Below are 15,240 nucleotides of genomic sequence, written 5' to 3' on the forward strand. Positions count from 1 at the left end.
GTCACATGAATCACACATTTAAATGGCAAGGCCGACATGATGGCGAGGGTGAAGCACACCAACGTATTCACCATATTGTGAACAAGACCCAACATGCTGAATTTGCCCTGATTGGCTTTAGCTCTGATGAAGGCGTTAAACGTAATAAAGGCCGAGTTGGTGCTGCCGATGCGCCAGATGCGATTCGCACACAACTGGCTAACTTACCGGTTCATCGCCCAGTCAGTATTGTCGATTTGGGTACAGTGACCTGCGAATATGAGAATTTAGAGCAAGCACAAGCCGAGTTAGCTGAACAAGTCGCAAATAGTTTGCAAAATGGTTTAAAGCCGATTGTATTGGGCGGTGGACATGAAGTTGCATTTGGTAGCTTTAGCGGTCTATTCCAATATGTACAAGCCCACGCGCCAGATAAAAAAATAGGCATTATTAATTTCGATGCCCATTTTGATTTGCGTGAAGCAGAGCATGCCACGTCTGGAACACCTTTTTTACAAGCGGCTCGACTTTCAGAACAGCATCAAAAACAATTTAATTACTTATGTATTGGGGTCGCCAACCATGCCAATACTAAAGTTTTGTTTGATACAGCCGATGCTTTAAATTGTTCATATTTACGCGATCATGAGGTTAATATTTTTAACCTACCAAACGTGCTCGCGGCGGTTGATGCTTTTATTGAAAAAGTAGACTGTTTGTACGTTACGATTGATTTAGATGTCTTTGCGGCTGCGGTTGCACCGGGAGTCAGTGCGCCAGCTGTCAAAGGAATTGATTTAGCCACTTTTGAAGCAATTTTTAAGCATATTCAAGAGACTGGGAAAATCAAACTTTTAGATATTGCTGAGTGCAATCCAAAATTTGATTTAGACAACAGAACAGCAAAACTGGCTGCGTATATTGTTTATCAATATTTGTTTTCTTGAGAAACAATTTTTAATGTAGAAATGAAAAAGTGCACTGAGATCGCTCATGTGCGCTTTTTTTGACTTTCTGGTAAATTAAAGTCAGATTCGGAATATAGATAGCAACTATAAATAATTTAATTAAAAAGAAAATTAATTTATAAAATCATTGAGTTAAAAAAATACTCGATTTTTACACCATTTTATAGGCTGCTTGGCACGTAATTTGTTTTGTCTATATTTTAAACTTCGTTAAATATGTTTGGATAATTAAATGAAAAACAGAACCTTACATTATGCTTGTATCAGTGTTTTATTTTGGATGTCTCATTCTTCTGATGCTGCAAGCCCCGAAATAAATACAAATACCACCGAAAAATCACAAGCTAAACAAAACAGTGATGTCTCTGTTCGGGTGAAAGCTTTAAACCAGCTTTTACAAGAACAGTGGGAATATACTTTAAAAAATAATCCTGAAACTGCAACGACTTTAGGCGATTTACGCTATAACAATCGATGGACCGAATTTTCAAAAAATCAGATTGAGAAAGATAAAAAAACTACTCAAAATTTTTTAAAACGTTTTGAAGCGATTGATAGCACAGGATTTTCAGCAACCGATCAATTAAATAAAGATTTAATGATTTATCAGTTGAAAGAGACACTTAAAAGTTATGATTTGAAACTCTATGAGATGCCTTTCAATCAAATGTGGGGACTACATTTACAATTTCCGGGATTTATTAGTTCGATTCCTTTTGATAATACTAAGCAATATCAAGACTATATTGCTCGTTTAAAACAAATTCCTCTTATTCTTGATCAAGGGATTCAGTTAGCGAAACAAGGACAAAAAGATGGTTTAATGCCACCGAAATATTTACTTGAAAAAGTGGCAAAGCAGATTGATAGCATTGCAACGCCAGCAGGGAAAGACAGTGTGTTTGCTTCTCCATTAAAGCAATTTCCAAAAAACATTTCGAAAGCTGAACAAGAGCGTTTAAGCCGTGAAATACTACAGGCCATAGATCAGAATGTACGGCCTGCTTATCAAAAACTCGGCACGTTTATTCAGAAAGATTACTTACCTTATGGACGACAACACGAGGGTATCTGGAGCTTGCCAAACGGTGACGAGCTCTATCGTTTTTATGTAGAAAACAATACAACCACCTCGGAAAGTCCTGAAACTATTCATCAGCTCGGGTTAAGAGAAGTTGCTCGTATAGAGGCGGAAATGCTGAAAATTGCCAAAGCACAAGGTTTCAATGACTTAAAAAGTTTCCAACAATCTTTAAAAACAAATCCTGCGGTTTTCCCAAAATCTCGTGAAGAAATTTTAGAGATTTATCGTGGATATATTGCCCAAATGCAACCGGAGTTGCCGAAGCTATTTGGTTTATTGCCAAAAAATAAAGTCGAAGTTTTACCTGTAGAGCAATATCGAGAAAAAGAAGCGGCAGGTGCGGAGTATCACCAAGGCACGCCTGATGGTTCACGCCCCGGACAAGTATATGTAAATACTGGCGACTTCTCTGAACGTTCCAAAATATCAATGGAAGCGACTGCTTACCATGAGGCAATTCCCGGCCATCATATGCAGATTGATATTGCCCAAAACCTGCCAAATTTGCCGATGTTCCGTAAGCAACCCAACCATACTGCCTATATAGAAGGATGGGCACTTTATGCCGAGCAATTGGGTAAAGATGTTGGTTTCTATAAAGACCCGCTTTCAGACTATGGAAGACTATCGAGCGAGTTGTTCCGCGCTTGTCGTCTAGTGGTGGACACTGGCGTACATTATAAAAAGTGGACCCGTCAGCAAATGATTGATTTCATGCGAGAACACTCAGCTTTAGATGAACCTGATATTCAGGCAGAGGCAGACCGCTATATTGCTATTCCTGCTCAAGCATTAGCTTACAAGATGGGCCAACTGAAAATTTTAGAGCTACGGGAGCTCGCGAAACATGAGCTTGGGGACCGTTTTGATATCAAAGCGTTCCATGACATGATCTTAAATGCAGGAACATTGCCTTTAAATATACTCGATGCACGTATTAAAAATTGGATTAAGGAACAAAAAGCGGCAGCTTAAAACAAAATTCGAAACTTAGGTCAGGTCCTCGTTGGGCCTGATTTAAAAACCAATAGAAAACAGAATATAATAATAAAAAATATATTTTCGAAACTAGAAATGGAAAAAAACCTAAAAGAATATCAGGCTATTATTTTTGATTTAGATGGCACCTTAGTCGACTCCTTTCATTTTTTTCTAAGCGTTTTAAATCAACTTTCCGCAAAGTATAAGTTTAAATCGGTAAGCCTTCACGAAGTCGAGTACTACAAACAACTTACGCCTAGAGAAATTATGAAAGAAATGAATGTTTCTAGGTGGAAACTGCCTTGGATTGCGAAAGATTTTATTCGGCTAATGAAAGAAAGAGATGAAGAAATTCATCTGTTTGAAGGTATGCGGGACCACTTAATTGAACTGCATAAGCAGGGGTATACACTCGCAATTATTACTTCAAACTCTAAAGAAAACTGTCAAAATGTACTGGGTAAAGAACTCTGTGAGCTTTTTAGCCATATTGATGGTGGCTCGTCTATATTTGGCAAAGCGAAGCGAATTAAGCGTGTTCTCAACATTCTGGATGTAAGTAAAAACCAAGCAATTTATGTCGGCGACCAAACCACGGATGGCGAAGCTGCACATGAAGCAGGTATTGATTTTGCTGCGGTAGGTTGGGGTTATACATCGGCTGAAAAATTAAAAACCATTCAGCCCAAAGTCGTGCTCACAGACTTGGCAACCATGAAAGAATTTTTCTAAATACATGAAATACAGGACCAACCATGAATAACAATAACAACCCGATTGGAATGATTGACTCTGGTTTAGGCGGGTTGTCTCTCTTTAAGCATATTCGGCAGGCTCTTCCGAATGAAGACATTATCTATTTTGCAGACTCGAAATATGTCCCTTATGGAGATAGGGAAAGTGACTGGATTGTTTCACGAACCACGCATTTAATTTCAAACCTAGTGACTCATGGCAAATGCAAAGCGATCGTGATTGCTTGTAACACCATGACGGCTGTAGCAGTTGAAACGATTAGAGCGCAAATTAATGTGCCGCTTATTGCGATAGAACCCGCGGTAAAACCCGCTGTGGCAATCACACAAAGCAAGCATATTGCTGTTTTGGCAACTGCCACCACGGTAAGGGGCAAAAACTTAAAAAGTTTAATTGAAACGTATGCGCAAGATATTAAAGTGTCTTTAGTGCCGTGTATTGGCTTGGCTGAAAAAATTGAAACGGGCAAAGCACATACCGCGGAAGTTAAAGATTATTTAAAAAATATTTTGGCGCCGTTGGTCGAACAAAAAGTCGATACGATTATTTTAGGATGCACACACTATCCATTTGTTTTAGATACGATTCAGGAAATTGTAGGCCGTGATATTCAAATTATTGAGCCTTCGGAAGCTGTAACAGCACAATTAATACGGCAGCTCAACCAATATCATTTAAATTCTGAAAGTCCAAATGAGGGAAATCATATTATTTGGACCAGTTCAGACCCGTTGGAAGTTGCGAATGTTAGTTTTTCTTTGTTAGGTAAGCATTTACCTGTAGAAACTACTGATTTTTAAAGCCAAGAAAAACGCCTAGCCCCATAAAAATGAGTCCACCCATCACTGACATAGATTTTTGGGGCTTCTTCGTTTTAGTTAATTTTTGGCTAATATAATTGGCTAAAAACACACAAACCACATCAGCAGACACAAAGATCAGATTCACAATCAGTCCTAAAATAATGAACTGAGACCAAACTGGGAAATCGAATGAGGTATTAATAAATTGAGGTAAAAAGGCGATATAAAAAATAGCGGTTTTAGGGTTTAAAACTTCGACCAAAATGCTCTGCTTTAAAGATAACTGACCATTTTCAATATTTTGATGAAGAGTCGGGGATGAGGTCGATCTAATTAATTTAATGCCTAACCAAACTAAATACAGCGCCCCTAAAATTTTAATAAGATCATAGAGTTTTGGAATAATTTGAAAGATGGTTGTTAGACCTAAAGACGCCGCTATGATATGAAAACAGCCTCCTAAAAAAATTCCAAATGCTGCCATTAGACCAGATTTTCTACCGCGAGAAAGCGTCTGTGCAGCGGTATACAGCATTGCCGGACCCGGAATATAAGCAAAAATAATTGTAGTAATTAAAAATGTAATGAAAAGCTCTAAAGAAATCATGTTTTTACCTATCTTATTGTTACTATTTTTGAATGAATTTTAAACAATTTAAAGTATAAGAAATTGATAAGTATTTCAATTTTATAATCAGATTTATTTCTATGAAACTAAAAATCATCCAAAGAATAATTTGAAATTCTTTGGATGATTAAAAATAAACTTATTCAGCTTTTAGAGTCGCTGTCTAAGCGCTTAAATTAAGCTCTTTTAAGTTCCCAGCGTTGGTTTGGGCTATCAGATCGCTGACTGATAGTTGCATATGAACCCCAGAGATGTGTCAGTACTGCATCTGGTTGGCCTTCTACAAAGATATAACCATCTTCAAATGCCCAACTAGTTTGGTAATCGCGACCCGCGCCTTGCAAGAAAATATCGCCACTATGCCAATGAACTGCTTCAGTCTCTCTATAATTTATACTTTTTAATGCGGTTTGCAGTTGTTCAAAAGACTCATTTGACTTTAAAGCTGTCTGTAAAATCTTCTTGGCAGTATTCATATTTTTTTCATCATTATGTAAATCTAGAGTTTTTCTAAGCTCTAGAATAATTTTTACTGCTTCTTTTTGAGGATCTTCAACATGTTGAAGCTCTGTCCATGCCTTCATTCGTAGTTGCTCAAGCTGCTCTTTTTTAAGTTTTTTTAGAAGTTCATCGATATCGTAATGATGCAAATACAATCGGAACACTGAATCTGATTGCCAATCTTTTTGATCCAAGATATCTAATTGCACAGAAGCAAAAATGATTTTATAGAGTTGTTCATTCTGCTGAGTGAAAGGATTCACTGGCAAATCTTTAAGTTCAGGAATATCTAAACCTAGAAACGGAGAGCGAGCATATTCATAGAACTGTTTCTCAATGCTACGAATTGACGTATGAGCGAGGACTGGCTTTAAAAAATCATTTAGCTTAGTCTCATCGAGTTTACCTACAAGCTCCGATTTAATCGTTTCCTCACCGTTAATATCAATAAATGTCTGTAATAAACGAACAATATCAAGATTATTATTGGTTTTTAAGTGGGCAAGTGTTTCTTCATCTTGCTTTGGTAAAAGACTAAGAAAGTTTTCTAGGTTTTTGTCATTCAGTTTAAAGCCAATTACTTCTGTATTAACACGAGCACCGAGCACCCAATTAGAACGGATATCTTTAACTTTGTTGTATAGCTTATTCTCTGTGCCGCGATAGCCTGAATAACTATTAAAATACCAAAGCTCTTCGTCTATGTTTTTAACCTTGTCATGTACCGTAAATTCACGGTCATTTGTATGAGAATAAGGTAAAACACCTGTCTCACCACGTGCAGTTACAGCATCTTGTAAGCCATGGGTTTGCCCACCGTATGCGCTTGCGATACATGCACCTGTTTCTTTGTTAACGATTCTAAAGTTTCCACCTGGAAATCCATTAGCCATGATAAGTAGCTCCTTATAATTAGAAAGTTTTGTAATAGTCGAAATTTATAGTTATTAGGCAAATTTCGAAGCGTGATTTATATCATGATTTTTCATGTAAAAAGCCAAGTGTTTTTGTTGGTTTTTGTATATAACACGTTGATTTATTTGTATTTATTAGAGTATCTTAATAAAGACTAGAGACTATACTTTAGAACTTTATAAATTCAATAAAGCTATAGAGAAATAAGTTCTAGAAAAGATGCTAGAAGTGTTCGCTTATCAACTTATGGAGTAGGGCGTTCTATAAGTTATTTTTATAGCTAAATCGTCTTTATCTTAGACGTATTTATATAAACTATTAAATTAAAATTAACGATTAATCTATTTTATTAACTAAATATATATAACTCATGTTTATATTTTAAATTTAATTAAAAGCTATAAATATAAAATAAGGATAATATTATTTAAACATTAATTAAATTATTATATTTAAACTTTTCCATTAAAATAAATTGACGTAATTAAAATCACCGATTATTATCTCGTTGCTGGCCTACATTGCCAGCCGGTTTTGACAGACCGAGTCTAGCGTATGGGTTATACTTCCTCAGTATTTCCCTTGTGGAACCTTTGTGCCCCCTTTTTCTCTATGGTAGGGCGGAAGGGGGACGCGTACGCGCGTGCTGATCGCTAGACCAGTCTGTCAACCCTCTTTCGTTCTACCACCCTAAATTAGTTCGCGGTGATTTGGTGGTAGAACTCCATTTTTAAGGAGTTGGCCATGCCATTATTCAAACTTATTTTCTCTCTTATTTAATTATTTTATTTATTTAAAATATGGGTTTTTTTGCGACCTGTTTTTTTAAAATTTATAAATTGTTTCTATTCTAAAATTTTAATTATTTTATTTTTCCTATATTTGTGGGAGGGTTAGTTATTATTTAAAAATTATTTTAATATTTAATCGAATAATATTTTTTTTATTTAAATTTATATTAGTTTTAAACCTTGTGGTCGGTGCTTATAGTATTACAAATGATGATGCCAATGCTTAGCAGGAATTTAAAAGAATTTGTTCACCTCAAACCGTACAACGTTTAAAACGCACCAGTTTGCAAAGTCCTGTTCTCCCACAGGACTTTGCCCCTAACTTGTTTAGCAGTATTCAACGCTGCGATAAAACTGAAATGGGCTAAGTTCGCTTAGCTCCTTTATCTCTGTGTCGCAATGATCTCTCAAACTTTAAATCAGCGCAAAAGTAAAAGTCCGTTGTGACATGGGGGCCTAGGGGAGTCTGCGTTTTGAAAAGTAACGTGCTGGAGGGTCACCTAGTGCTTTTCGAAACATAGCAATAAAACTACTTGGTGATGTATAGCCCAACACTTCGGAAACTTCTGCAACTGAAGTACCTCGCGCTAGTAATTCCAGACTATGCATTAATTGAGCCTGTTGACGCCACTGCGCAAAACTGAGACCAGTTTCTGCAAGAATGAGTCGTCGCAATGTTCGAGAAGACATTGCGCCGTACGAGGCCCACTCATCAAGGCTACGTTGACAATCAGGTTCTGCAAGCATCGTTCTGAGCACTCGCTCTAAACGAGGATCTTGAGGCATGGGTAGATGTAGTGCTTCATGGGGAGAAAGACGAATTTCATCTTGAATGACTGCAATTATATTTTTTTGATCGAGTGCCAAATCACCCAACTTATTCCACTCAGAAGCTCTCTTTGCCAAAGCCCGTAATAACTCACTGATTCCAATCACACAAGGATTCTGTGGCAAATCTGAACACAATATCGGGGTCATGAACAGAGTCCAACCACTCAGAGCGCCGCTCACTTTAACTTTATGCGATATGCCTGGAGGTATCCAACTTGCTCTTGATGGCGGCAAAAGCCATGACCCATGAGATGTTTTTACTTCTATAAATCCCGTATCAACACACAATAATTGACCACGGACATGGTGGTGCCAATCATATTCCCGCGTGCCTAATCGATATTGATTATTCGGTTCATCTTCACCGCGAATTGCTATCAATGAAGGCCCCTCGGACCATTCACTGTAATCAATATCTACTTCCGTACTATCATTCATATTGGCCAGATTTCTGTATTTATTGGCCAAATTACGTTATCACTGCCAAATTCCTCTATGCAATACTTTTTAGCACCAAGATTTATTTATCCTGATAGAAACAACAGGAATAACATATATGAAACAATTACATATATCGATTATTGGCGCTGGGATTGGTGGATTATGCTTAGCTCAAATGCTTAAACGGGCTCATATTGCATTCGATGTTTTTGAACGGGATCCTGCGCCAAATAGCAGAACCCAAGGGTATCGGATACGTATTGATGCTGATGGTCAACGTGCTCTAGCTGCTAGTCTTCCCGAATCACTCTATACCTTGTTCCGCGAGACAGCATCTATTGCTGCATCGGCTGGGCAATTTTTAACGCCGCAACTTGAACGAACTCTAGAGGAACGTATACCGGAGAGCTGGCGATCAAATACAGACGAAGAAAACCCCATTAAAGATGAAGATCTTAGAGTTAATCGCCAAACTTTAAGAGAGATCCTTATGACGGGCATTGAAGACCGCATCCACTTCAATCACGCATTCGATCACTATGTTTTGAAACAGGATGGTCGTGTCGAGGTTTATTTTGATAATAGAAGTCCAATTTCTTCAGATGCGCTAGTGGGTGCCGATGGAGTAAATTCGGCTGTTCGATCACAATTAGCTCCTGATGCACTACCTTTAGATACAGGCTCAATTTGTATTTACGGGAAAACACAACTAAAAAAACTCGATGACCATACACTGGACAACGGTATGAGGGTTATTTTTGCAAATGGATTTACCGCCATTTTTGATGACATATGCTTTAAAGCTCCGTTGCCAGATATTGCCGCACGTATTGAGCCTCAATGTTCACTTACTCCCATAGATGACTATTTATACTGGGCGCTTATTGGCCCAAAATCACGCTTTGGCATTGGTCACTCAATGGTTTCACAGCAAGAACTACAGGCAGTTCTTCACAAAGTCATGTTTGATGTCACAGAAGACTGGCATCTCACCCTTCAGCAGATCATACGTCAAACAGACTTGTCGGCCATCGCTATGCTACCGATACGAAATGGCCGTCCAGAAGTTGTATGGAAAACAGGTCCTGTAACATTGCTAGGAGACGCTATACATGCAATGAGCCCCGCAGGAGGAGTAGGAGCCAATACAGCACTTAAAGATGCGAGTCTTTTAGGCAGTATGTTTGCCAAAATAGCTTCAGAAAATGGTGAAATTACAAATGCTCTCAATGATTACGAGAAACAAATGCGAGCTTGGGCTATGGAAGCTATAGCAAGCTCAAACCGAGGAGCAGAAAGATTATTTAAAATGTCTACTGCGTGAAATAAAAATTGATTCCTCACTCATAGAAAAACCCAGCCTGCTTTTTAATCAGCATGGCTGGGTTTATCCGGTTTACAACTTTATTGTTCAAACACGCATATAGATAGCGTGTCTGATTATTACTCTACAGTTACTGACTTAGCCAAGTTACGTGGCTGGTCAACGTCTGTACCACGTAATACAGCAACGTGATAAGACAACAACTGAACTGGTACGCTGTAAATGATTGGAGCAAGCCATTCGTTTACTGCTGGAATTTGTACAACGTGTTGACGATCTTTTTCGACTACGCCGCTATTTTCATCAGCAAAAACGAATAATTCACCGCCACGCGCCTGAACTTCTTCCATATTCGACTTAAGCTTATCAAGCATTTCGTCGTTTGGCGCAAGAATCACGATTGGCATTTCAGTATCAACAAGTGCCAATGGGCCGTGCTTTAACTCACCAGCCGCGTAACCTTCTGCGTGAATATATGAAATTTCTTTAAGCTTTAATGCACCTTCCAAAGCGATTGGATAGTGTGTGCCACGACCTAAGAATAAGCAGTGTTGTTTTTCAACGAACAATTCTGATAAACGTAAAATTTCAGAATCTTGCTTAAGCGTATCAAGAATGACTTTCGGGCTGTGCCACAATTCACGAGCAATCTCTTCAATCATGACGTTGCTAATACGCTGTTTTACTTGTCCAATTTTTAGAACGAGTAGCATAAGCGCAGCAAGCTGAGTCGTGAATGCTTTCGTTGATGCAACACCAATTTCAGGCCCAGCAAGGGTCAATAAGTGGTGATCAGTTTCACGAACCATTGAAGACGTAGCAACGTTACAGATAGTCAAAGTTTGAATATCGATATTGTTTGCTTTCGCACGTTTTTGAGTTTCACGTAATGCAGCTAAAGTATCGGCTGTTTCACCTGATTGAGAAATACAGATATAAAGCGTATTTTCAACAATCACGGGTGTGCGATAACGGAATTCACTTGCGATTTCAACTTGGCAAGGCACACCAATCAGTTGTTCAAACCAATACTTCGCGATCATGCCTGAGTGGTAGCTTGTACCACACGCAATAATCTGTACGCTTTGAATTTTGCTGAAATCTGCCTCAGCATCTTGCAAGAAATCTTCGCGTAAGCTGTTACCATCAAGTGCTTGAGAAATCGTTTGTTTGATTGCTTCTGGTTGCTCATAAATTTCTTTGAGCATGTAGTGTTTGTATTCACCTTTTGAAGCATTGCTTACTGTTGCGTCAAGCTCTTTCACTGGACGTTCAACAGGTTGACCGTTTGCAAATACTTCAATTGAAGTACGAGTCAGGCGAGCAATATCACCTTCTTCTAAATACATAAAACGGTTAGTTACAGGTAACAATGCAAGTTGGTCTGAACTAATAAAGTTTTCACCAATACCTACACCAATTACCAGTGGTGAACCTTCACGTACAGTGATTAACTCATCTGGGTAATCGCTATGGATAATACCCAGTGCGTATGCACCTTTAAGCTGAGGAACAACTGATTCTACTGCTTCAAGTAAGCTGTCAGTGCTTTTTAGTGCTTCTGCAACTAAGTGAGCGACAACTTCTGTATCTGTTTGAGAAGTAAATACATATCCTAAAGCTTGAAGGTCATCTTTAAGCTCTTGATAGTTTTCGATAATACCGTTGTGAACGACGGCCACTTTACCCGACATATGTGGGTGAGCATTATTTTCAGTTGGTTTACCATGTGTTGCCCAACGTGTATGAGCAATACCAACTACCCCAGTGAGCTGGTGTTCAGCAACAGCATCGGCAAGATTAATCACCTTACCTACACGACGCTCACGTAAAACTTCTTCATTATTCAGTACAGCAACGCCCGCTGAATCATAACCGCGATATTCAAGACGTTTTAAACCTTCGATTAAAATCTCGGTTACACAACGCTCTGCAACGCCTCCGACGATACCACACATAATTCAATCCTCTTATTTTTTAACCTTTTGGGGACGTTGATAATTTGCCTTAGAAATTTGTTGAGCACGTTCAAAGGAGAGACTTTGTTCAGCTACATCTTTCGTAATCACAGAACCCGCACCGACTGTTGCTCCATTTCCAATAGTCACAGGCGCAACCAGCGAGCTATTAGAACCGATAAAGACTGCATCGCCAATAGTGGTTTTGTGTTTATTTGCACCATCATAATTGCAGGTAATTGTACCTGCCCCAATATTTGAGTCAGCACCGATCTCGGCATCACCTAAGTAGGTGAAATGATTGGCTTTACTGCCAAGACCAATGGTTGTATTTTTGACTTCAACAAAGTTACCAATGTGGACTTCGTTCGCCAATTTAGCGCCTGGGCGTAAGCGTGCAAATGGACCAATTTGGGTGTTCTCACCAACAATCGCACCATCAAAAACGCTATAAGCTTGAACTTTGGTTCCTGCGGCAATTTTTGTATTTTTCAAAATACAACCCGCACCGATTTCTACAAAGTCACCGAGTTCACAGTCACCTTCAATAATGACATTTACGTCAATACGAACATCGTGTCCAACTTTTACAGAACCGCGTAAATCGAAACGGGCAGGGTCTGCAAAAGTTACGCCTTGTTGCATAAGTTCTTTTGCTTGCTGTTTCTGAAAATCACGCTCAAGTGCTGCAAGTTGTAAGCGGTCATTCACCCCTTCAACTTCAAAAGCTAGTTCTGGCTGAATAGAGGCAATTTCTAAGCCATCTGCAACCGCCATCGCAACGATGTCAGTTAAATAGTATTCGCCTTGCGCGTTTTCATTAGAAAGCTTAGGCAACCATTCATGAAGTTTTGCATTGCTTACACAGTAAATACCTGTGTTGATTTCTTGAATTTGGCGCTGCGCATCAGTTGCATCTTTATGTTCAACAATCGCTTGAATTTTTCCGTCTTGGCGAACAATACGGCCATAACCTGTTGGGTTATCGACATGTAAAGTAATCATGCCAATACCGGTTTTACTTGATACTTCAACAAGTTGCTCTAGCGTTGTTTGACGGACTAAAGGAACATCACCGTATAAAATTAATGAAATACCGTCTTTAGGAAGTACCGGTAAAGTCATTTGTACCGCATGACCTGTACCTAATTGTTCTGCTTGCTCAACCCATTGAATGTTTTCTTGTGCAAACGTCTGTTTTACGTGATCGCCGCCATGTCCATAAATGGTAATGATATTTTCTGCTAATAGTTGTTTTGCTGTCTTAATAACATGTCCTAGTAGCGGGCGACCAGCTAAAGGCTGTAGTACTTTAGGTAGTTGTGAACGCATTCGCGTTCCTTTGCCTGCAGCAAGGATAATGACGGTAGTTGACATGAGTAAACCTACTTAAATGGCGTTACGCCCCAGAAAGTAATAAATATGATGATACAAAGTGCCGCCCAAAGCCCTGCAATGATGTCATCCAGCATAATTCCGAAACCGCCAGCAACTTTCTGGTCGGCAACACGGATTGGCCAAGGTTTCCAAACATCAAACAGGCGGAATAAGCAAAAACCAATTAGTGCCCATTGTAACGACATTATATTAAAAAATATTAAAGGCAGAAGAGTAATTGATTGTCCTGCAAATTCATCCCAAACAATTCGTCCATCATCATGAACATCAAGGACTTTTGCCGTTTGACCACAAATATAAATTCCCACCAAGGACATGATAAGAATAGCGATTAAACTTAAGTGAAATCCGAGAGATAACCAGATAGGAATGAAAAGTAAGGCAAAAGCAGAGCCAAAAGTACCGGGTGCTTTAGGAGCGAGACCAGATCCAAAACCAACCCCACAGAAAACGATGCAGCGGTTGAACCAAGACATGTTCTTAAAATGAATCGGCGGTTTATGCAAAGTGTTGGTATCCATGAATTTGCAATGGGTAATCTGAACCCAAATGCTCAAAAGTTAGTTTTGTTTGTTCAACGATCTGTCCAATCATTGTAATCTTAACGTCCAGTTGTTTTTGCAAAAGTTTTTCATAATTTTGCGGTGTTATTGTAAAACATAATTCGTAGTCATCACCACCTGCAAGCGCATACTGCCAACGTTGTTGTTCTTCTAGTTGTTGCAATACAGGGTCAACAGGTAATTTTTCCAAGATGAGTCGAGCTCCAACCTTGGATGCTTTTAAAATATGTCCTAAATCTTGAGCTAAGCCATCTGACACATCAATCATGCTAGAGGCAAGGCCTTTTAGCTCTTGTCCAAGCTGACAGCGTGGTGTCGGATAGTCGAGTCGTTGTTGCAGCGGATGGCCTAAGTGCTGTAAACCGTAGGCTGCATCGCCTACCTGACCGCTCACACACACATAATCACCGACTTTTGCGCCTGAACGTAACACGGCTTTTCCGGTTTCTATCCAGCCCATTGCGGTAACGGTAATCGTGAGATGTGGGCCTTGGGTGGTATCTCCACCAATTAAGGCAACACCAAATTGATTACAACAGTCATAGATTCCCTGACTAAACCCTTCAAGCCACTTATGGTCAACTTCAGGCAAGCTGATTGCTAGTAAAATACTGTGCGGTTTGGCACCCATTGCAGCAATATCTGAAAGATTTACAGCAACACTTTTCCAGCCAATTGCATGAGGTGAGGTTTCAAGAGGGAAATGACGTCCAGCAACAAGTGTATCTGCACAGATCACCAGTTGTTGATTTGGAGGGGGAGTAATTAAGGCTGAGTCATCACCAATACCAAGCGCGACATCGGAGTTTGACTGCCGATTAAAGTACTGGTCAATAATTGAAAACTCAGCCATAGAACACCAAGCCTATTAGTTTGCTTGTTGTTTTTCTGCGCTACGCAGTGTCGAACTTAGGCGGTCTAATACACCATTGATGTATTTATGACTGTCTGCTCCGCCAAAATGCTTAGCGAGTTCGATAGCTTCATCAAGTACCACACGGTATGGAATTTCTAAATGATCACGTAACTCGTAAGCACCTAAACGTAAAGTCGCGAGCTCTACACCATCAAGCGCGTCAATTTCACGGTCAAGTACCGGAATAAGTAACGCATCAAGCTCTTCGTGCTGAGCGATAACTTGAGTAAGTAGTTCGTGATAATAGCTTAAGTCTACCTTGTGCATTGCATTTTCAGCACGGGTACGTGCTTCAATTTCATGTACAGGGTTGTGACTCATTTGCCACTCGTAAATACCTTGTACAGCAAAACGACGTGCTTTGCGTTTTGCTGCGTAAGCGGCTTGCAGTGTTTGAGACATG

13 protein-coding genes and 1 pseudogene are annotated in these 15,240 nt (G+C 39.3%); 6 read left to right on the forward strand and 8 right to left on the reverse strand.

Features of this window, described 5'->3' with window-relative positions; genetic code table 11:
- Window positions 1-5 precede the first annotated feature (5 nt).
- From hutG to murI, 4 genes are all read left to right on the forward strand, one after another.
- A complete protein-coding gene (hutG, locus tag ACG59Z_RS15530; protein ID WP_400200160.1) occupies window positions 6-926 on the forward strand; it encodes a formimidoylglutamase in 921 nt (306 codons plus the stop codon).
- A gap of 253 nt (window positions 927-1,179) precedes the next feature.
- Window positions 1,180-3,006: a DUF885 domain-containing protein gene (locus ACG59Z_RS15535; RefSeq protein WP_400200162.1), complete on the forward strand. Its 1,827-nt coding sequence runs from the start codon at window positions 1,180-1,182 to the stop codon at window positions 3,004-3,006.
- Window positions 3,007-3,105: 99 nt separating this feature from the next.
- Window positions 3,106-3,744: an HAD family hydrolase gene (locus ACG59Z_RS15540; protein ID WP_396463199.1), complete on the forward strand. Its 639-nt coding sequence runs from the start codon at window positions 3,106-3,108 to the stop codon at window positions 3,742-3,744.
- Between the two features lie 23 nt (window positions 3,745-3,767).
- Window positions 3,768-4,568 (forward strand): glutamate racemase, encoded by an 801-nt coding sequence (gene murI, locus ACG59Z_RS15545; protein ID WP_400200164.1) that lies wholly within the window; start codon window positions 3,768-3,770, stop codon window positions 4,566-4,568.
- Here the strand turns inward: murI and ACG59Z_RS15550 are convergent.
- Together ACG59Z_RS15550 and ACG59Z_RS15555 are read right to left on the reverse strand one after the other, a co-directional pair.
- Complete coding sequence (locus ACG59Z_RS15550) at window positions 4,555-5,178, reverse strand: LysE family translocator (protein WP_400200166.1); 624 nt, start codon at window positions 5,176-5,178, stop codon at window positions 4,555-4,557. The genes murI and ACG59Z_RS15550 overlap by 14 nt on opposite strands.
- A gap of 197 nt (window positions 5,179-5,375) precedes the next feature.
- Window positions 5,376-6,593, reverse strand: a complete 1,218-nt coding sequence (locus tag ACG59Z_RS15555) for a hypothetical protein (RefSeq protein WP_400200168.1) — start codon at window positions 6,591-6,593, stop codon at window positions 5,376-5,378.
- A gap of 956 nt (window positions 6,594-7,549) precedes the next feature.
- Here ACG59Z_RS15555 and ACG59Z_RS15560 point away from each other — a divergent pair.
- A pseudogene (locus ACG59Z_RS15560) lies at window positions 7,550-7,784 on the forward strand (hypothetical protein).
- A 78-nt stretch (window positions 7,785-7,862) separates the two neighbouring features.
- Here the strand turns inward: ACG59Z_RS15560 and ACG59Z_RS15565 are convergent.
- On the reverse strand, window positions 7,863-8,675 hold the full coding sequence (locus ACG59Z_RS15565) for an AraC family transcriptional regulator (protein ID WP_400200170.1): 813 nt from the start codon (window positions 8,673-8,675) through the stop codon (window positions 7,863-7,865).
- A gap of 118 nt (window positions 8,676-8,793) precedes the next feature.
- Here ACG59Z_RS15565 and ACG59Z_RS15570 point away from each other — a divergent pair, with 118 nt between their 5' ends.
- Window positions 8,794-10,002 carry an FAD-dependent oxidoreductase gene (locus ACG59Z_RS15570; protein WP_400200171.1) on the forward strand — a complete coding sequence of 403 codons (1,209 nt, stop codon included), beginning with the start codon at window positions 8,794-8,796 and terminating at the stop codon, window positions 10,000-10,002.
- Between the two features lie 119 nt (window positions 10,003-10,121).
- Here the strand turns inward: ACG59Z_RS15570 and glmS are convergent, their stop codons facing one another.
- The 5 genes from glmS to nusB are packed head-to-tail and all read right to left on the reverse strand — an operon-like array spanning window position 10,122 to window position 15,239.
- Window positions 10,122-11,960 carry a glutamine--fructose-6-phosphate transaminase (isomerizing) gene (gene glmS / locus ACG59Z_RS15575; protein ID WP_199999757.1) on the reverse strand — a complete coding sequence of 613 codons (1,839 nt, stop codon included), beginning with the start codon at window positions 11,958-11,960 and terminating at the stop codon, window positions 10,122-10,124.
- 12 nt (window positions 11,961-11,972) lie between these two features.
- Window positions 11,973-13,337, reverse strand: a complete 1,365-nt coding sequence (gene glmU / locus ACG59Z_RS15580) for a bifunctional UDP-N-acetylglucosamine diphosphorylase/glucosamine-1-phosphate N-acetyltransferase GlmU (RefSeq protein ID WP_400200174.1) — start codon at window positions 13,335-13,337, stop codon at window positions 11,973-11,975.
- Between the two features lie 8 nt (window positions 13,338-13,345).
- A complete protein-coding gene (locus tag ACG59Z_RS15585) occupies window positions 13,346-13,879 on the reverse strand; it encodes a phosphatidylglycerophosphatase A (protein ID WP_400200175.1) in 534 nt (177 codons plus the stop codon).
- The gene (gene thiL / locus ACG59Z_RS15590) at window positions 13,857-14,774 is read right to left on the reverse strand and encodes a thiamine-phosphate kinase (protein ID WP_400200177.1); all 918 of its coding nucleotides are present in this window, start codon (window positions 14,772-14,774) and stop codon (window positions 13,857-13,859) included. The genes ACG59Z_RS15585 and thiL overlap by 23 nt, the downstream gene beginning before the upstream one ends.
- A 15-nt stretch (window positions 14,775-14,789) precedes the next feature.
- A complete protein-coding gene (gene nusB / locus ACG59Z_RS15595; protein ID WP_108679740.1) occupies window positions 14,790-15,239 on the reverse strand; it encodes a transcription antitermination factor NusB in 450 nt (149 codons plus the stop codon).
- Between the last annotated feature and the right edge of the window lies 1 nt (window position 15,240).

It is taken from the genome of Acinetobacter sp. ABJ_C1_1, from assembly GCF_044684115.1.
Lineage (GTDB): Bacteria > Pseudomonadota > Gammaproteobacteria > Pseudomonadales > Moraxellaceae > Acinetobacter > Acinetobacter nosocomialis_A.